Annotated in this window: 15 protein-coding genes; 9 read left to right on the plus strand and 6 right to left on the minus strand. The window is 37.7% G+C overall.

From position 1 onward, the window contains the following. Together JOC86_RS12705 and JOC86_RS12710 are read left to right on the plus strand one after the other, a co-directional pair. Positions 1-1,350, plus strand: a complete 1,350-nt coding sequence (locus tag JOC86_RS12705) for an APC family permease (protein ID WP_239587545.1) — start codon at positions 1-3, stop codon at positions 1,348-1,350. A 434-nt stretch (positions 1,351-1,784) separates the two neighbouring features. After that, the gene (locus tag JOC86_RS12710) at positions 1,785-1,979 is read left to right on the plus strand and encodes a hypothetical protein (RefSeq protein WP_205173117.1); all 195 of its coding nucleotides are present in this window, start codon (positions 1,785-1,787) and stop codon (positions 1,977-1,979) included. A 442-nt stretch (positions 1,980-2,421) separates the two neighbouring features. Here JOC86_RS12710 and JOC86_RS12715 read toward each other — a convergent pair whose 3' ends face one another. Continuing rightward, positions 2,422-3,822 carry a sigma-54 interaction domain-containing protein gene (locus JOC86_RS12715; RefSeq protein ID WP_205173119.1) on the minus strand — a complete coding sequence of 467 codons (1,401 nt, stop codon included), beginning with the start codon at positions 3,820-3,822 and terminating at the stop codon, positions 2,422-2,424. Positions 3,823-4,034: 212 nt separating this feature from the next. Here JOC86_RS12715 and JOC86_RS12720 point away from each other — a divergent pair, with 212 nt between their 5' ends. The 4 genes from JOC86_RS12720 to JOC86_RS12735 all read left to right on the plus strand — a co-directional run bounded on the left by JOC86_RS12720 (position 4,035) and on the right by JOC86_RS12735 (position 9,752). Next, positions 4,035-5,360 (plus strand): aminotransferase family protein, encoded by a 1,326-nt coding sequence (locus JOC86_RS12720; RefSeq protein ID WP_205173121.1) that lies wholly within the window; start codon positions 4,035-4,037, stop codon positions 5,358-5,360. Between the two features lie 22 nt (positions 5,361-5,382). Further along, positions 5,383-6,807: an aldehyde dehydrogenase family protein gene (locus JOC86_RS12725; RefSeq protein WP_205173123.1), complete on the plus strand. Its 1,425-nt coding sequence runs from the start codon at positions 5,383-5,385 to the stop codon at positions 6,805-6,807. Between the two features lie 269 nt (positions 6,808-7,076). Next, on the plus strand, positions 7,077-8,555 hold the full coding sequence (locus JOC86_RS12730; RefSeq protein ID WP_338021746.1) for a flavin monoamine oxidase family protein: 1,479 nt from the start codon (positions 7,077-7,079) through the stop codon (positions 8,553-8,555). A gap of 897 nt (positions 8,556-9,452) precedes the next feature. Further along, positions 9,453-9,752, plus strand: a complete 300-nt coding sequence (locus JOC86_RS12735) for a hypothetical protein (RefSeq protein WP_205173125.1) — start codon at positions 9,453-9,455, stop codon at positions 9,750-9,752. A gap of 6 nt (positions 9,753-9,758) precedes the next feature. Here JOC86_RS12735 and qoxD read toward each other — a convergent pair whose 3' ends face one another. From qoxD to JOC86_RS12760, 5 genes are all read right to left on the minus strand, one after another. Next, positions 9,759-10,049: a cytochrome aa3 quinol oxidase subunit IV gene (gene qoxD, locus JOC86_RS12740; protein WP_205173127.1), complete on the minus strand. Its 291-nt coding sequence runs from the start codon at positions 10,047-10,049 to the stop codon at positions 9,759-9,761. A gap of 1 nt (position 10,050) precedes the next feature. After that, the gene (qoxC, locus tag JOC86_RS12745) at positions 10,051-10,647 is read right to left on the minus strand and encodes a cytochrome aa3 quinol oxidase subunit III (protein ID WP_205173129.1); all 597 of its coding nucleotides are present in this window, start codon (positions 10,645-10,647) and stop codon (positions 10,051-10,053) included. Then, positions 10,644-12,593, minus strand: coding sequence for a cytochrome aa3 quinol oxidase subunit I (qoxB, locus tag JOC86_RS12750; RefSeq protein ID WP_205173131.1), 1,950 nt, complete (start codon positions 12,591-12,593; stop codon positions 10,644-10,646). Before qoxB ends, qoxC begins: the two co-directional genes overlap by 4 nt. 56 nt (positions 12,594-12,649) lie before the next feature. After that, positions 12,650-13,600, minus strand: a complete 951-nt coding sequence (gene qoxA / locus JOC86_RS12755; RefSeq protein ID WP_205173133.1) for a cytochrome aa3 quinol oxidase subunit II — start codon at positions 13,598-13,600, stop codon at positions 12,650-12,652. Between the two features lie 490 nt (positions 13,601-14,090). After that, the gene (locus JOC86_RS12760) at positions 14,091-14,306 is read right to left on the minus strand and encodes a DUF1450 domain-containing protein (RefSeq protein ID WP_205173135.1); all 216 of its coding nucleotides are present in this window, start codon (positions 14,304-14,306) and stop codon (positions 14,091-14,093) included. Between the two features lie 384 nt (positions 14,307-14,690). On the opposite strand from JOC86_RS12760, the gene nhaC reads away from it, so the two are divergent. The 3 genes from nhaC (at position 14,691) to JOC86_RS12775 (ending at position 18,721) form a co-directional block, all read left to right on the plus strand. Next, positions 14,691-16,127: a Na+/H+ antiporter NhaC gene (gene nhaC / locus JOC86_RS12765; protein WP_205173137.1), complete on the plus strand. Its 1,437-nt coding sequence runs from the start codon at positions 14,691-14,693 to the stop codon at positions 16,125-16,127. Positions 16,128-16,151: 24 nt separating this feature from the next. Then, positions 16,152-17,300: a Leu/Phe/Val dehydrogenase gene (locus JOC86_RS12770; RefSeq protein ID WP_205173139.1), complete on the plus strand. Its 1,149-nt coding sequence runs from the start codon at positions 16,152-16,154 to the stop codon at positions 17,298-17,300. 386 nt (positions 17,301-17,686) lie between these two features. Beyond that, complete coding sequence (locus JOC86_RS12775; protein ID WP_205173141.1) at positions 17,687-18,721, plus strand: ABC transporter permease; 1,035 nt, start codon at positions 17,687-17,689, stop codon at positions 18,719-18,721. Position 18,722 lies beyond the last annotated feature (1 nt).

Raw genomic sequence — 18,722 nt, forward strand, 5'->3', positions numbered from 1 at the left:
TTGAGTGATAAAACAAATGACTCGAAGCTTCAGCGAAGGCTAAAGTTGATACATGTCATAGCCATTGGAATTGCCTACATGTCCCCATTCGCTGTATTCGATACTTTCGGAATTGCTTCTCAAGCTTCAGGAGGATATGTTCCGGCATCCTATATATTAGTGTTTACAGCCATCCTATTTACAGCGTTAAGTTACGGAAAATTGGTTAAAAGATTCCCGGTTGCAGGTTCAGTTTATACCTATACAAGAAGTATTATGAACCCTTACTTAGGGGTGCTTGTAGGTTGGGTTACATTCATTGCCTACCTAGCATTACCGATGATCAATGCATTATTAGCTAATATTTACTTATCATCTGGATTTCCAAATATTCCAGGGTTTGTTTGGATCATAGGATTAATCTCATTAACTACTATTCTCAATATTTTTGGCGTTAAGATCGCGGCATCCATCAATATTTTACTAGTGATCTTTCAATTTTTAGTTTGCACCATTTTTATCTATTTAAATATCAAATCCATTAATAGTGATGGCGTTCACCAATATATAACATTCCAAACCCTTTTTCCAGCTGATTTGGAGTTCTCCCCATTACTCGCTGGTGCTGCATTGCTTGCTTTATCCTTTATCGGCTTTGATGCCATAACGACTCTTTCAGAAGAAACCATTAACCCTAGAAAGACGATTCCAAAAGCGATATTAATAGTAGCTTCAATAGGTGGTTTGTTTTTCTTTACCGTGACGTATTTTATGCAATCCCTTTTTCCTGATGTTAGTGTATTCAATGATGTTGCAGGTGCTTCTCCAGAGATAGCTTTCATTATAGGTGGGAACTTGTTTCTTTCCTTATTTATTAGCGGGGCATTAGTTTCAGTATTTGCATCCGGATTGGCTGCCCAATTAAGTGCTTCCCGGTTATTATTTGCAATGGGGAGAGACAAAGTATTACCTAAAGCTTTCTTTGGCTATATTCATCCAAAGCAAAATACACCAATTCCAAATATCATTTTAATAGGACTGCTTGCCTTATCCGCTTTGTTTTTAGATCTAGAATCAGCTACATCTTTAATAAACTTTGGTGCTTTTACTGCTTTCTCTTTTGTCAATCTATGTGTCATCGCAATGTTTGTAAAATCACAGCGAGCCCGCTCAGTAAAGAATGTTTTAAGTCATTTTATAGCCCCATCTTTAGGCTTGTTTTTTGTTGTCTATTTATGGATAAATTTAGATTTTTTCTCGATTAGTATTGGTTTAATATGGACAGTGCTAGGAGTAATATATTTAGCTTTTTCCACGAACTTTTTTAAGATTGCTCCACCAGAAATTAAGTTTGAAGAGCTAGATATGTAATCAAAGTAGCCGTGAAGGAAGGGGAAAGTACTCCTCTTTCATGGCTAAGAACTTACTTCAGTTATTTATGTATTCCAAATAGTAACATATGAATAAATTTGAAATCTCGTGCATTTCCTCTTGGTTTTCGTGCATGAATTTTGATTCTTGTGCATTAACTAACCGTTCCCATGCGTAAAATCAAAAAAGTTGTGCATTGCACTATTTTGACACGGAAAAAACAAATCCTAGTACAGGAGAATCCCATTAATAAGCAAAACTTATATGTATTCTTTAAATAGGAGCTGGATAAATGATAAAAAAGAAAGGATATACCCGTCCGAATTCAAAAGTTAGAAGCATTACAACGGAGATTGCCCCTACATCACCCAAAGATGCCTCATCATTCAACACTCCCAAAAAAAGTAATCCATAGCGCGAATTTAATCGAGAAAATGAATGCATTTGAAAAAGTTCATCAACAACCATCACTAACTCATAAAGAGCAGAAAAAATTTTCATCGATGCTCATCAAAAAGCATGAGAGGGAGAGCATAGATATATTACAAAAATATGAAATCGATTGTAATGAGCTTTTAAAAGGGGGGCACTGTCCAGCGTATTTGGCCATTCCCGGAGAGATTATATAGTACATGGAAATGCCAATCATGTCAGGCTGTATCTAAAGTGGCATATATCGAATCACTAAATGATGATGCTCATTTAGTGAAAATTACGATTTCAAATAGAGAATTCAGGGATTTCCTCAATATATCCTCAAGGTCAATTGCTTATAACCTTCTGAAGTCTATGAATCTTCAACCCATTGGACAAAGAAGGTCTCATCAATACATGCTCACACCTCAATAAACACTATTAATAGTCTTAGAAATTAATCTTCATATTTCAGATCTTTTTCTATCGAAATAGCAATCACAAAAAATTCTCGCTTCGAGGGAGAACGCACATTCAGCTTGCTGACTATAAAAAGGCCTAGAAGATTATGTTGACCTTCTAGGCTTTATTGAGAGATAAAAACCGAGGGTGAGTATCTTTTATTCCTGGGTGTAAAAAGTATGTCGTAGATGCATCTTATTTACTACGTCCAATATTATACTTCTTAAATTTATAAATAACGGAAGGTTGACTTATTCCTAAGGCTTCTGCTATTTCATAGGTGGAATTGTAATGATTATATGCATCGGTCAGGATCTGCACTTCAAGCTGCTCTAAAGCGTGTTTTAAACTCTGTTTTTTAAAGTCTTCATTTTCCGAGTTTTGGATTGGATGATTTATATGATTCGCATCTTTCATTACTTTTGGAAGGTCACTTGGGTAAATAGTGCTTCCTTCAGATATAAGCAGGACCCGTTCCATTACATTTTCTAGCTCTCTAATATTCCCAGGCCAGGAATAATTCAAAAGGTTTTCATAGGTAGTAGAATGGAATTGTTTATTTAGATTATATTTATGATTAAGCTTTTCGTAATAATGTTGAATTAATAGAGGAATATCCTCAAAACGTTCTCTTAAAGGAGGGATTTGAAGCGGTATTACGTTTAGTCTATAAAATAAATCCGAACGGAACTTTTTTTGTTCAACCATCTCTGATAGATCTTTATTGGTGGCTACGATTAAACGAAAATCAATCTTTTTCTCCTTTTTCCCGCCTACCCGCATAATTTTTTTATCTTGTAATGTCTTTAATAGTTTTACTTGCATGGAGAGAGGAAGATCCCCTACCTCGTCTAAAAATAGTGTTCCACCATCTGCCTGTTCAATCAACCCCTGTTTCCCTTCTTTAAGGGCTCCAGTAAAGGCCCCGGCGTCATAACCAAACATTTCCGATTCAAAAAGGCTTTCCGGGATTGTACTGCAATTAACCTCAATAAAGGGTTCTTTCCTTCGGTGACTTTGGTTATGGAGAGTGTGGGCTAGTGCGCTTTTTCCTACCCCTGACTCACCTAGAAATAATACGGTAACATCAGTTTGCGCAACCCTAGAAACCGTTTTCATTAATTGGGTCATTTGCTTACTGCGGATGACCATTCCACCTTTGCCATACTCTTTTTCCCTCAACTCTTGAACCTCTGTTTGAACGATTTTTATTTTTCTTTGTAAACGTTCGTATTGCTCCTGAAGATTTTTGATTTCTGTCTGATCTTGCGCATAACTGATAATGTTGCTCATATTCCCTTCGTCATCAAAAACAGGGAAAGCGGTTGACATAACAACTTTTCCCGTTTTGGTTTGTTGAAGAATTTGGATCGGCTTTTGATTTTTAATAACAGAAGCAGTAATGGAAGGAGATAATACGCCCTCATCCTCTAAATCCAAAACAGATTTCCCAATATAGTGGTTTGCTTCAATCCCATAAAGGGACCAATGAGCAGGGTTAGAGTTTAAGATGATACCATGCTTATCAGTGATCGTTATATTGTTATTGGAAGTTTCAACTATCTTATTTAAAACATGATTTAAGGATTCGGTCATTTCCATTTTTCCCCCTAAACTTCTAATCTAGTTGATTTAAATTTTAATCAAATCCTTCTTGGTAATCAATAATTTAATCGAAAATCACCAGAATAATGCCCTTTATCAACTTGAAATAACATGGCACGAATCTTGCAATAGATTAAGTAAAGACAAAGGTAGCTCTAATAACGGACTATTTTTGTTCAATCAATGATAAAGGGTGATGATTGATGGTAAATACAATGAACGACCTGCAGCAATTAGAAGAGCTAGATAAAAAACATTTTTTACATCCCACCTCTCCAATAAAGCAACAACAAGAATCAGGACCGTCTTTTATCTTTAAGGAAGGTCGTGGCATTTTTCTTGAAGACTACAAGGGAAATGTCGTCATTGATGGGATGTCATCTCTTTGGAATGTAAATATAGGTCATGGAAGAGAGGAGTTGGCGGAAGTTGCGGCGGAGCAAATGAAGAAGCTTGCCTTTAGTTCCTGCTTCGCAACGTATAGTAATGAGCCAGCGATCCGCTTAGCTGCAAAGCTAGCCCAATTGGCACCGGGTGATTTAACGACAACATTTTTTACTTCTGGGGGCTCAGAGGCAAACGATACCGCTTATAAACTGGCAAGGCATTATTGGATTTTAAAAGGGGAACCAGAAAAGAAAAAAATCATTTCTAGAACAAAGTCGTATCATGGTGTTTCGATGGGAGCAACGAGTGCAACTGGATTAAAACCGTTTCGAGATTTTTCAAGCTCCATTGCACCTGACTTTCTTCATGTTGACCATTTTAATACCGATGCTTTAAGAGAAAAAATTTTAATAGAAGGTCCTGAAACGATTGCCGCCTTTATTGCTGAGCCGGTCCAAGGTGCTGGAGGGGTTCATATTGCTCCCGATCATTATTTTAAGGAAATTAGAGATATCTGTGATTTTTACAATATTTTGTTTATTACGGATGAGGTTATCACAGGATTTGGACGTACAGGTGAATGGTTCGGGATGAATCATTACGGAGTCACTCCAGATATGATGTGCTTCGCAAAAGGGGTAACAAGTGGCTACGCACAATTAGGAGGCGTCATGTTATCAGAAAAATTGCATCGGGATTTTTCAAACTTTTCCTCGGGTACTCTACTACACGGGTATACGTATAGCGGTCATCCAATGGCTTGTGCGGTTGCATTAAAGAATATTGAAATCATTGAACGAGAAAATTTAGTTCATCAGGCAAAAGAGGCTGGTGAATGGTTGAGGAAGGGAATGAAGTGGATACAATCTGAGAGAAAAATAGTAGGAAATGTACGGAGTCTAGGGTTAATGGGAGCTGTTGAAATCAAAAATGCAGGAGAGGCGAATTCTAAAGGTGCAAATCCGAAATCTCCGTTAATCGTGAACGAAGCAGCAAAACGCGGCTTAATTTGTCGTTCTGTCGTCTTTGATCATCAGGATACATTAGTTTTTGCTCCGCCCCTTACAATTCAGAAGGAAGAAATTGAAAAAATGATCGCAATTTTAAATGATGCCATAAAGTCAATTGAGGAAAGATCATAATTTAAAGGAAGGAGGGGTCCAAATGAAAAAGAATCTTTTTATAGATGGAAAATGGATTGAACCAAAATACTATACTGAATTGTACTCACCTTATGACGAAAGGATGATAGCAGAGATCCCTGCTGCTACACCAGATGAAGTGGAATCGGCGATTGATTCTGCATACCAAGCTACATCTATCATGAGAAAGATGCCTAGCCACCAAAGGGCAACAATACTCGAAAACCTCACTCATCTTTTAGAGGAAAGGAAAGAGGAAGCAGCCAGAATTATCGCAATGGAAGCTGCAAAGCCTATCAATACAGCGAAAGTGGAAGTCGAAAGAACCATCCAGACCTATAAATTCGCAGCGGAAGAAGCAAAGCGGATTTATGGTGAAACACTTCCAATGGATGCAGCTCCAGGTGGAGAGGGGAGAGTGGCTTATACAGTCCAAGAGCCATTAGGTGTGGTTGCAGCCATTACACCATTTAACTTTCCAATGAATCTTGTTGCCCATAAAGTAGGTCCTGCGATTGCAGCTGGAAACACGGTGGTATTAAAACCTGCAGCTCAAACCCCACTTTCAGCTTATTTCCTTGCAGAGTTATGTAAAGAGGCTGGGGTGCCTGATGGAGGTTTAAATGTTGTCACTGGAAGTGGTTCGGTCATTGGAGACATCCTTGTAAAAGATGAACGAATTCAAAAGATATCCTTTACAGGAAGCCATGCGGTTGGATTGCAAATTCGTAATAAAGCGGATTTAAAAAAAGTAACCTTGGAACTAGGGTCTAATGCAGCGGTCATCATTGATGAAAATGTTAATGTTGAGAAAATCATTCCTCGCTGTGTGTCGGGAGCATTTGCGTTTCAAGGGCAAGTGTGTATATCGCTCCAGCGAATTTATGTTCATGAAAAAAATTATGAAAGGTTTGTAAAGGAATTTGTTGAAGCGACTAAAAAATTGAAGCTTGGTGCGCCGCTAGACCCCGAGACTGATATTTCAGCTCTGATTAGCCCAAAAGATGTAGAGAGGACACTTGATTGGATTGAAGAAGCGAAGCGGTCTGGAGCAGAGGTTGTTGCAGGGGGAATAAGTGAGGGGAATGTTTTACAACCAACTATTCTAATCGATGTTGATCCTTCTGCCAAAGTCTCCTGCCAGGAGGTGTTCGCCCCAATCGTGGTTATCAATCGTGTTCAATCTGTAGAGGAAGCCATTAACGCAGTGAATGATTCTCGTTACGGCCTTCAAGCTGGAATTTATACTGAAAATATTCATACAGCCTTAAATGCGTCATCTGAATTACATGTTGGAGGTGTCATTATTAATGATATTCCAACCTACCGTGTCGATCATATGCCTTACGGTGGTGTTAAAGAAAGTGGTGTAGGTCGTGAAGGAATAAAGTATGCCATGGAAGAAATGATGGAGATGAAATTGGTAGTAATAAACAAAAATAAGTAGTTCAATGATCATAAATAACAATATCGAGGTTGGTTCAACTCAAAACAGAGTCGGAATAAAATCAAACGAATTTTTATAAAATATTAAAAATATATCAAGAGCTTGTTTTGATTAAATTTTTTTCAAAACGGGCTCTTTTTTATTTTGTTTAAAGAAAATCAAAAATTTGTTTTGTCATTCCCCACTTGAAGCTCTATCTAAAACCCACATCTCACATAAGAAACTCCTTCTGTTCATATGAATTGAAGAGAGGATAAGGGGGGATTGGGGTGAGTACGGAAAGAGTGAATGACTATTCTATATTGACCTATCCAGATGACTTGCTATCTATTATTAGAAAAGGGTTAGGTAGAGAGGGGCTGCCAAAAAAGGTTCTGATCATAGGAGCTGGCTTATCAGGATTAGTAGCGGGGTCATTATTAAAGCAGGCTGGACATCATGTGACCATTTTGGAAGGGAATAATCGAGTAGGCGGAAGGGTTTTTACAGTAAGAGATCCTTTTACCCCCGGAAATTATATGGATGTTGGAGCGATGCGTATTCCAAACAGCCACGAGCTTGTATTTGAGTACATTCATCGTTTTAAACTTCCTGTAAATCTATTTATAAATTCATCTCCGCAGGATTTAATCTTTGTTAATAACATTCTTACAACGCGTAAAGAGTATGAAATGAATCCAGATATTCTAAGGTTTCCGGTTGAAAAGTGGGAAAAGGGAAAAACTGCGACTGAGCTCTTTCTCACAGCAACCCAACCATTTCTTGACCTTTATTCCAGCAGTACACCAGCACAACAGGAACAATTAAGAGAAGAATATGCTCAGTATTCTATGGGGGAATATTTGCGGTATAATCCCCTAGGCCCATCTCTGTCATTAAATGCGATCCGAAAAATAAATGTTATGCTTGGGATGGAAGGGTTCCCAGAGTTCTCGTTTGTGGACATTTTAACCGATATCATTTTTCCGATATTTAGTGAAAAAACTGAATTCTATGAAGTGACAGGAGGAAATGACCAGATTCCCCTCGCATTTATGAAGGAACTCCAAAATGAAACGTATATAAAGCAAAAAGTAGTAAAGATCATTCAAGGTGATCAAGGAGTCATTCTCAAAACGAAGAACCCAATCACTGGGCAATTCCGAAGTTTTGCAGGTGATTTTGCAATTATAACGGTCCCTTTTCCAGTGTTGCAGTTTGTCGATATCATTCCATATCATTCAATTTCCTTTAAGAAATGGCAAGCGATTAGAGAACTGAACAATGTACCATCCGTTAAGATTGGGGTTGAATTCAGAACCCGCTTTTGGGAAAAGTTGAATGTAGGGAATGCCATTTCGGATCTGCCCACCCGCTTTTCGTACATTCCTAGTCATAATATAGGTAGTGGGGGACCAGGTGTCTTGTTAGCCAGTTATAGCTGGGGACAAGATGCAATGTTATGGAGTAGTTTATCTAAGGATGAGATGATCTCTTATGTCTTAAAGGATCTATCGAAAGTGTATGGTAAAGTCGTATATTCAGAGTTTATTAAAGCAATTTCTTATAACTGGAGTCAAAATCCATATTCTGCAGGTTGTTTTACGTTATTTACCCCTGGACAAGAACTAGATTTTGCGGATTATATCCGTCAACCTGAAGGAAGACTTCACTTCGCTGGAGAACATACTTCCTCCTTTCATGGTTGGATGGAAGGTGCAATAGAATCTGGTATTCGGGCGGCGTATGAAGTGAATGGAAGAGGATAAAAAATAAGACATATAGCTAGTAAAAACACAGAAGAAGCTTATCTAGGGATGGGATGAAAATTCAATTTAAAATATAAATGCTATTACTCTAAACTAAGGTAAGTTGATAATAAACCTCGTAATTATTCTTAAGTGTTTTAGAAATTCCACTTATCTATACCTCATTCCTGGTTATCAAAAAAAATACGAATTAATAATGTCACTATAGGAGTTATTATGTATCTATTTTAAACGTTATTTTGCACTATAAGGTAATATAAAAAAACCCAATTTCTCAGCATTAAAGTTGAGAAATTGGGTTTTATCTTACTCCGGAAAAGCATCCGATAATTGAAATAACTTTTATGACAATAAGTAACGAATCAATCCTAATATAGCAAAACAAAATAAAACTGTGCCAGATCCTATACCAGTAATTGCACTGTTGGCTACTTCCAATCTTTTGGATAGCCACGGTGATATTACTGCAATTACTATCATAAGTATCGCTAGCGCATACAAACCAGGGTCTTTAAAGATATTTACCAACGGGAAAAAGTGGGTTCATACGCCCATTTTAAGTTTATTAAATAGTTTTTTCTTCGAGTTTCCTTTCTTCTAATACATCAATATTTGTCGGGACAAAATAAATTACATCAATTTTGAATAGTTGTTCGTTCGCTAAATTTGTGTAAAACATCCCAGGTTTTTGTCGGAAAAACCTAGCTAATCTTTTCATGTGAAGGTAGCTGGGTTTTATAGTTGGATGTGAAAAATAGCACTTAAAATAAGCACAAAATACCTCCTAAAGTGACATAATAATTAGTCAAGAATTTCCTCTCTTAAATAAAAAATAATTATAAAACTTTTGACAATTCTGTGAATTGATTTAGAATAATAGAAAAGGGAGATGAAAATATGGAAGCTAATTCGAAGAAAATATTAGATGTTGTGAAAAAGTTCGCAGGTATTGGGTGTGCCATCGGAATCGCCATTTTTGTATTCAGTCTATTTGCAAGCGGTTACAATGAAAATTATGTATTATCGTATGTAGGTGCAACGATTGCCTTTAACGCTATTCTTGTATTTTTGATTGGCGTATTTTTCGTTGTAACGGAAGAAATGATTGGTAATACACGAAAAGGGAAGAAGTTAGAACGAAATCCTTTTCAAGAAAAAAAACCTGAGCATCGGTTAAGACACTCAAGTTTTATATAATCATTTTTATTGGTAACCCCAAATCATCGTTAACAATGTTCCCAAGATCGTAACGATTGCCACGAATAGGGCGTACCAAATATTCGTATAGATTGATTTTTTATCTTCAGACTCTCCAGCATGCATGAACATGACTAATTGAACGCCTGCTTGCATAAATGCTGTGACTAGAAGAATGACTACTCCTGTTTTAGGAGAAAGGTCGAACATAAGAACAGAAAGGGCGACAGCCGTCAGAATGAGTGAGAAGGCATAGCCCATCACGTGTCCAACAGGAAATAATTGTTTACTATTCATCTTACATCATTCCTTTCAAGTAGACGAAGCTAAAGATGAAGATCCAAACTACGTCTAAGAAGTGCCAGTATAAAGAGAAAATGAATGATTTATTCGCCGTTTCCGGAGTTAAGCCACGTTTCTTTACTTGCATAAGGATGAAGATCCCCCAGAATAACCCTAGGGTAACGTGTGCTCCGTGAGTTCCTAGTAAGGTTAATAAGCTAGATGTAAAAGCACTTACCTGTAAACCTGCTCCCACGTGAACATAGTGAGTAAATTCATAAATCTCAACGCCCAGGAAGCCGGCTCCAAGGATAAGGGTGACGATGAAGAAGCCCATCGTCGCTTTTTTATTGCCAAGACGCATGGCGTTAACACCTAAGCCAATGGTGAAGCTACTTGTTAATAATAAAATTGTTTCAATCAATACAGGTGTTACTTCAAAAATTTCAGATCCTGCTGGACCGTTGCCTGTACGATCTACTAGTGTAAAGTATGTGGCAAAGAGCGTTGCAAATAACGCAATTTCCGCTCCTAAAAAGATCCAAAATCCTAATATTTTTAATCGATTTTCTTCTGTACTATATTCAAGTGGCAGCGAGTGATCTATTTTCATGCGGAAGCACCTCGCAATTTCTTTTCAGTTTCTTCAATTTCTTCGACCGAGATATAATGGCCATGATCTTTTTCAAATGAACGATGGATCATACAAGCGAATATTCCGATCGTCGCAATGATGGCTGGAATAAACATGCTAAATACCATACAGAATCCCCAGATAAAGAAGACGGCACCTAGGATAAACGGCATTCCACTATTGTTCGGCATATGAATCGGCTCATATTTGCCTTTAAACAATTCCACACCTTTTTTCTTAGAATCCCAAAATGCTTGAATGGAGTCCACTGTTGGCGTAATCGCAAAGTTGTATTCTGGAATTGGACTGTGTGTCGCCCATTCCAATGATCTAGCGTCCCAAGGATCAGCTGTCACATGCCTTGGTGCATAACGAATACTCCAGTAAATATTGTAACAAATAAGCGCGAACCCAATGGCCAAACCTACTGCTCCGATAAAGGAAATCATGTTCATAAGACTAAATCCAGATGACTCGGAATAAGTGTACATACGACGAGCTTGCCCATCTAGGCCCGAAATGAACATCGGGAAGAATGCTACATTAAAGCTGATCGTAATGAACCAGAAAGCCCATTTTCCAATTTTTTCGCTTAAACTGAAACCGAAAATTTTTGGCCACCAATACGTAAATCCAGCTAATACAGCAAATACAGTACCAGGAATCAAGACATAATGGAAATGTGCCACAAGGAACATTGTATTATGGTATTGATAATCGGCACTTGCCATTGCAAGCATTACCCCTGTAACTCCCCCAATGGTGAAAATCGGGATGAACGCTAAAGAGTAAAGCATTGGGACTGAAAATACGATCTTTCCTTTGTACAGGGTGAAAAGCCAGTTAAAGATCTTAACCCCTGTCGGGACAGCAATCGCCATCGTAGTGATCGAGAAGATACCGTTAACCATTGCACTGTGCCCCATTGTGTAGAAATGGTGGGCCCAAACAATGAAAGATAAAGCTGAAATAGCAACCATACTAATGACCATTGATTTATACCCGTAAAGGTTTCTGCGGGCAAAGGTTGAAATGATTTCACTATAAATACCAAATGCAGGCAGGATAACAATATATACCTCAGGATGTCCCCAAACCCAGAAGAGGTTTGCCCAAAGCATATCCATACCGCCATTACTCATCGTAAAGAATTGTGTACCGAAGAGACGGTCCATTGTCATTAGTGCAAGAGCAACTGTTAGAACAGGGAAAGCAAAAACGATAATAATGTTTGTGATCAAGATTGACCATGTAAACATTGGCATTTTCATTAATTTTAACCCTGGTGCTCTCATTTTCAAGATGGTGACGATAAAGTTAATACCTGTCATTAACGTACCGATCCCGGCAATTTGTATCGCTATTGCGTAATAGTTACTTCCAACGCTTTTACTGAACTCATTAGCAGCTAGCGGGAAGTAAGATGTCCAGCCCGCATCTGGGGAGCCCCCGACGACGAAGGAAATATTAAATAACATCGCCCCGAAAAAGAATAGCCAAAAGCTTAGTGCATTCAATCGAGGGAATGCAACGTCACGTGCCCCAATTTGCAGGGGAGTGACAATATTCATTAAGCCTATGATAAAAGGCATCGCCATAAATAAGATCATAACGACCCCATGAGTAGTGAAAATTTCGTTATAGTGCTGCCCATCTAGTAATCCATTTTCAGGGACCGCTAATTGAGCACGCATTAATAGGGCATCAGCTCCACCACGGAAAAGCATTAGTAGAGCAGAGATAATATACATGACACCGATTCGCTTATGGTCAACAGTTGTCAACCATTCACGCCAAAGGTAACCCCATTTTTTAAAGTAAGTAAGTCCGAGTATGATGGCTAAAATTGTCACGCCAATAGCAATTTGCGACATAACAATCATTGGACCACTGTGGGGTACAGCAAATCTATCGAAATAATCCATTGCTTTGTAACTCCTTTCGAATATATTCATGAACAAGAAGTGAATTCTAATGATGATTAGTGATGACTATGTTCAGATTCCTGACCGTTTTGATCGTGTGAATCTGATTTTTGCTGGTGTTCATCATGGGATCCAGATTCTTCTGGTTTATCATCCGTTGAACTTCCGTGATGATGTCCAGCGTTCTCCCCTTCAGGAGCAGGGTAAAAGGCTTGATGTGTTCCGTTGAACGTCTTCCGTCCAATATGTCCATCTTCTAATAAATGATCAAACTCTTTTTTAGTGAGCTTATCAGCAGTGCTTTTAACATCTGAAACCCACTCATCATATTCTTTCTGGGTCATAGCTAATGCCTCAAATTGCATTTCAGCAAAGCCTGCACCGTTAAAGTTAGAATTTCGTCCCATATAGGAACCTGGAACGTCTGCTAATAAATGTAAAGTGTTGACCATATCACTCATCGCATATTTTTGTCCGCCAAGCTGTGGAATCCATAAACTTGTAATTGTTCCATGGGAATACAGCTTGAATTCAACTGGACGATCTATTGGAATATTTACGTAGTTAACAGTTTCGATATTTTCTTCCGGATAACTAAAATGCCACTTCCAGTTAGAAGAGGAAGCATAGATGATTAATGGTTCCTTATCTTCATACCCTTTCGGAGTAGCCTCGACCTCATAAGTCGATTGAACAGTGACAACGGAGAGAAACGCCACGATAAGTACTGGGATTGTCACCCATATTATTTCCAGTGTCTTACTCCCCTCAATATGAGGAGGTTCATAGTCTTTATCTGCTTTTGAAGCACGATATTTCGTTAGCATGAAGATGAAGAGACCAGTAACCACTAGCACAATAAAGGCCATTGTCCACATTGATAATTTAATTACATCTGCTTGAGTTTGAGCGACAGGACCTTTAGGATCTAGTACGGCTAATTCACAGCCTGAAAGCACTGTGAAAATGGTAAAAACGATAAATAGCAAAGCCCATTTCATTTTCATACAGATTCCCCTTTCTTTTTGGAGTATGGATAATAATAGCTATTTGAAAAAATGGTAAGCTTTCATCAGACTGACGTTTTTATTATAGTAAAACAAAAATCATTAAATGTGACGCATTTCACAAAATGTTCACGAAGAAGTATATGGTAAACGTCAAAAATTGTTCATAAATAAGCGATTAATAAAAGGAAGCGGAGTATGAAAAATCAAATTTTTCTAAATATATGGCAAGAAAAACAGTTATTAATAATATTCTAATATAATAAAAAAGAAACCGATTCAAAGTCAGTGTTTCATTAACAATGACTGAAGTCGGCTTATTATTATGGAACTTTAACATTATGTAGAGAGGGGGAGGGAGAGGCTGATTTAAAGAATTTTGAAGTTAATTTTGAAGGTTTTTCCCTGGCTGCTGCCAGCTTGATATTTCTTAGATCTATTACTCTTTTAAAAAAACATATAATAATCTTTCAACGATTTCATTGATTTCCTATTTTATTTCTAGTTTTTCTAAAAGTTCCTCATATCTTTCGATTATGACAGGTTTTTTGTTTATGACGGTAAAACTCTTTGTCATGCATTGTCCGCAGTTACCTAGACAGTAATCTTCTTCAATTGTAATAGTAGGGTTTTTCTCTGCCATTTCCTTAATTTCTAACGATCCATTCATGTAATTTGAAGTGCAAAATTTTACTAGATAACTCAACATCAATTCCTCCTTAAGCAAATTTTGGAGCTAATTATATTCAGAAAAATCCGTCAATGCAAATGCATACACCAAAGCAGGAACGCTTTAACCTAGTAACGCTTTAGTGTTTTTTGACTTTAATGGGAGTTTTTGCACGAAAATATTTTTCGAATTATAATAACAACATTATTAGAAAATTTAAAACGTTTTCAATTATAGAAATAGTAAAAAATGTGCATCCTCCAAACACAAGAAGACTCGAAATAGGATTCTACTAATCTTACATTCATGAAGGAATGAACACCATGTTTTTTAAAAGATTGATTGAAAACGCTTTCTGTCTGTGAGCCATTGAAGCCTTTAAGATGCCAAACCTCATAAAGAAGATAAAGGAGAAGATAGATGAAAAAACCTTCATTTTTAGCCTCAATCATCGTTGTACTATTCGTAATTACTTTGTTAGGGATAAGCATTCTTCATTATGGTGTCGCACCTCAGATTCCGATTGTCGTGGCAGCGATTTTCGTTGCCTGCTATGGCCTGACATTAGGTTATAAATGGAAAGAGTTAGAAAGTGCTATGGCAAAAGGGATATTTTATGGAATTCCGTCGATCCTCATTCTCTGTTTAATAGGAATGTTAATAGGGGTTTGGGTTTTAAATGGGACCGTCCCGACGATTACGTATTACGGCTTACATACCTTATCCCCTGACCTCTTCTTAATGTCAACCGTTCTAATCTGTTCAATTGTCTCGGTGGTTTGTGGAAGCTCTTGGAGTTCGATTGGGACGATCGGTGTTTCCTTAATGGGTGTTGCCTATGGTTTGGACATCTCGCCAGCCATGACAGCAGGTGCAATTGTTTCTGGAGCAATCTTTGGGGATAAGATTTCGCCACTCTCAGATACTACGAACCTTGCATCGGCTACAGCAAAAGTTAATATCTATGAACATATTAAACATATGTTATGGACAACGATTCCGAGTTTTATCATTACATTAGCTGCCTTTACCGCCATCGGCTTTTTTCTCGATAGAGGCAATGAAGATAATAACCAGATTGAAACGATTATTAATGTTCTAAGTGATGAATTTATGATTACACCCATCACACTGATGTCTCCATTGTTAATCATTATTCTTGCTGTAAAACGTATGAATCCTATTCCATCTCTTGTCATTGGTTTAATCGTGGCGATTTTAACCACTTTCTATACGGTTCCAAATGTAGCAATTGGGACGATTATGGAAACAGCTCATAATGGCTTTGTTGCCGAAACAGGGGTAGAAGCAATCGATCAATTGCTCTCACTTGGCGGGCTGAGCAGTATGTTATTTGGAGTTTCACTTATTATCATCTCGCTTGCCTTTGGGGGGATCATCCAACAAATAGGAATTGCCCATTCGATTATTGAGGGCATTCAAAAAATGTTGAAAAGCAGAGGGAATGTGATCACATCAACCGTTTGTTCCTGTCTAGGGATTAACTTAACTGTAGGGGAACAGTATCTATCCATTATTTTACCTGGGCAGTTATTTGAATCAGCTTTTAAAAAGGTAAGGCTTCATCCTAAAAATTTATCTAGAACCTTGGAGGATGCAGGAACAATCATTCATCCGATGATCCCATGGGGAGTAACAGGGGCCTTTATCATGTCCACATTAAATATAGGCATGGAATACGTTCCTTATGTCTTTATTAGTATGATTACGCCGGTTGTGGCCATTATCTATGGATATACCGGAATTGGCTTGGCTCCATTGCAAGAAGAGGGGAAACAAGAGATAGAAACAACGGAAAGCAGAAGTGAAGTAACTAGAAAGACAATGGAAGGATAATACATATACTAGGAGGAAATTAAAATGACATTGACACTACCAACAGAAAATCCAAACATCCAATCAACAGGTTCATTCGACATGTTTACAAAAATCCAAGACCATGAACAAGTCGTATTCTGTAATGATCCAGAAACAGGCTTAAAAGCGATCATCGCGATTCATGATACGACCCTTGGACCAGCATTAGGCGGGACGCGAATGAGACCGTATCACACATTTGAGGATGCCTTGGAAGACGCTCTACGATTATCAAAAGGGATGACCTACAAAAATGCGGCAGCTGATAATGACTTCGGTGGTGGGAAAGGAGTCATTATTGGAGACCCGATGAAGGATAAGACTCCTGAATTATTCCGTGCCTATGGACAATTTATCGATTCCTTGAAGGGCAGATTCTATACTGGAACAGACATGGGGACCGTTCTTGATGATTTCGTCCATGCCCATAAAGAAACAAATTGTATTGCTGGCTTACCAGAGGAATATGGTGGAGGCGGTGAAACATCGATTCCTACAGCACTTGGAATTTTATACAGTATCCAGGCAGTAGCCAATACATTATGGGGACATGAGAATTTAACAGGAAAAAGATTTGCTATTCAAGGACTAGGAAAAGTTGGTTACAAAGTAGCGGAACATCTACTTGAGCATGGAGCTGATTTATATGTTACAGATGTTTCCGAAGAAGCAATCCAGGCATTGGTAGAGAAAGCCGGTGGAAAAGCAAAAGCAGTCAAGAATGATGAGATTTATGGAGTGGATGCCGATGTGTTTGTCCCATGTGCCATTGGGGGCATTATCAATGATCAAACCATTGATCAACTAAAAGTAAAAGGAATTGCGGGTGCCGCTAATAACCAGCTTCTTCATGAGAACCATGCTAAAATTTTAAAAGATAAAGGGATCCTTTATGCTCCTGATTATATTGTCAATAGCGGTGGCGTCATCCAAGTAGCGGATGAATTATACGGACCGAACAAAAGCCGAGTATTAAGTAAAACGAAAACGATTTATCGTTCAATTCTCGAGGTTCTAAAGCAATCAGAAACTGAAAATATCACGACGTTAGAAGCAGCAAACTTGGTATGTGAAAAAAGATTAAATGTAAGAAAGCAAAGAGCAAGCTTTTTCTCTCCTAATAAACGACCGAAATGGGAGGTTCGTTATTAATTGAAAATACTGATTCCAAGAAGAAATGTCCTTTATAAAACTAAAGGCTGAAACATCATAGTGAATCATCAAAAAGGTCCGTCATAAAGCCGGGAAGGCCAAAATCAATCAAATGTAAGTGAAATGCCGTTATATTCACTTGAGAAAACCTATTTGAATTATTCAATGAATGAGTCTGTTATTTGTATTGATTTTCCTTTTTTGAAACTTTCAAGTAAAAACCGTTGATAAAGAATCAGCATTGAGAAATGAATTCTCAATGCTGATTCTTTTTTATAAATATCAATGAACTCCCTTATGTTTTGTATCTAAATTTGTAACCACTCGTTCATCATCCGTTCATATTCCACTTATATACTAGAAGAGGAAGTGAAGGAGGAAAAGATATGAAGATAGCATGGAAAGAAATCCAAAAAAATAAAGCTCGTTTTATGATTTTAGGATCGATTATATTCTTGGTTAGTTTCTTAACGTTTATTATTTCAGGGTTATCGAACGGGTTATCACAAGATAATGCCGCGATCATTAAAGATCTACCAGAAGGGCATTTTTATATGAATTCTGATGCAGAAGAAACGTATAATGCGTCTAAGATTGATGAAGAACTTGAGACCAAAATTTTAAAGAATGATCCAGAGTCAGCAGCTTTTTCAATTCAAATGGGTTTTGTTAATGATAAGGAAGATAAACAACATAGTGTGGCATTTGTGACAGCAACCGAGTCGAAAATGTTTGAAGAGGTTGGAAAGGGTGAAGTCATTTTAGATTCTTCATTAAAAAATGAAGGAATCAAAGTGGGAGATAAGCTAAAGAACAATCAATTTAGCGGTGAATTTGAGGTAATAGGCTTTGTCGATCAGAAAAAATTCAGTCACGCCCCTGTAGCCTATATCCATACAGAAAATTACGAAGAGATTTATAGAGTGAAAGAAAAGCAATTACTATTTATCCCTGGTGAAGGGGATGCGCCTTCCTATTCAGGATTACAGTCATTTACTAAAGATGAGTTTTTAAACACGATTCCAAGTTATAGTGCTGAACAATTATCCTTAAATATGATTACATGGTTTTTAGTTGTCATTAGCGGAATGTTATTTGCAATCTTCTTTTATATGATGAATGTCCAAAAAATCGGATTGTATGGAATATTGAAAGCTATAGGTTTTAAAACCATTTCCTTATTCCAAATGATGTGGTATCAGATGATTTTCATTACACTGGTCGCTCTTGGATTATCAGTCACATTAAGTCAAGGTTTTGGGGTCATCGCCCCTGAAGGATTGCCATTTGATTTAACGGCGCAAACAAGTATTCAATTGTCTATTATCTTTATCGTCATTGGATTTGTGGGAGCAACACTTTCTGGCCTGCAAATCAAGAAAGTGGAGCCATTACAAGCGATTCAACAAGGAGAGGTTTAAT

Origin of the sequence: Rossellomorea pakistanensis (assembly GCF_016908495.1) — a bacterium.
Taxonomy (GTDB): Bacteria; Bacillota; Bacilli; order Bacillales; family Bacillaceae_B; genus Rossellomorea; species Rossellomorea pakistanensis.

Excerpts from the sequence above, each read along its gene's own strand:
- JOC86_RS12735 (WP_205173125.1), top strand. The coding sequence starts at position 9,453 with ATGGAAGCTAATTCGAAGAAAATATTAGATGTTGTGAAAAAGTTCGCA.
- qoxB (WP_205173131.1), bottom strand. The coding sequence starts at position 12,593 with ATGGATTATTTCGATAGATTTGCTGTACCCCACAGTGGTCCAATGATT.
- JOC86_RS12715 (WP_205173119.1), bottom strand. The coding sequence starts at position 3,822 with ATGACCGAATCCTTAAATCATGTTTTAAATAAGATAGTTGAAACTTCC.
- JOC86_RS12725 (WP_205173123.1), top strand. The coding sequence starts at position 5,383 with ATGAAAAAGAATCTTTTTATAGATGGAAAATGGATTGAACCAAAATAC.
- nhaC (WP_205173137.1), top strand. The coding sequence starts at position 14,691 with ATGAAAAAACCTTCATTTTTAGCCTCAATCATCGTTGTACTATTCGTA.
- JOC86_RS12710 (WP_205173117.1), top strand. The coding sequence starts at position 1,785 with ATGAATGCATTTGAAAAAGTTCATCAACAACCATCACTAACTCATAAA.
- JOC86_RS12720 (WP_205173121.1), top strand. The coding sequence starts at position 4,035 with ATGGTAAATACAATGAACGACCTGCAGCAATTAGAAGAGCTAGATAAA.
- qoxA (WP_205173133.1), bottom strand. The coding sequence starts at position 13,600 with ATGAAAATGAAATGGGCTTTGCTATTTATCGTTTTTACCATTTTCACA.
- JOC86_RS12775 (WP_205173141.1), top strand. The coding sequence starts at position 17,687 with ATGAAGATAGCATGGAAAGAAATCCAAAAAAATAAAGCTCGTTTTATG.
- qoxD (WP_205173127.1), bottom strand. The coding sequence starts at position 10,049 with ATGAATAGTAAACAATTATTTCCTGTTGGACACGTGATGGGCTATGCC.
- JOC86_RS12770 (WP_205173139.1), top strand. The coding sequence starts at position 16,152 with ATGACATTGACACTACCAACAGAAAATCCAAACATCCAATCAACAGGT.
- qoxC (WP_205173129.1), bottom strand. The coding sequence starts at position 10,647 with ATGAAAATAGATCACTCGCTGCCACTTGAATATAGTACAGAAGAAAAT.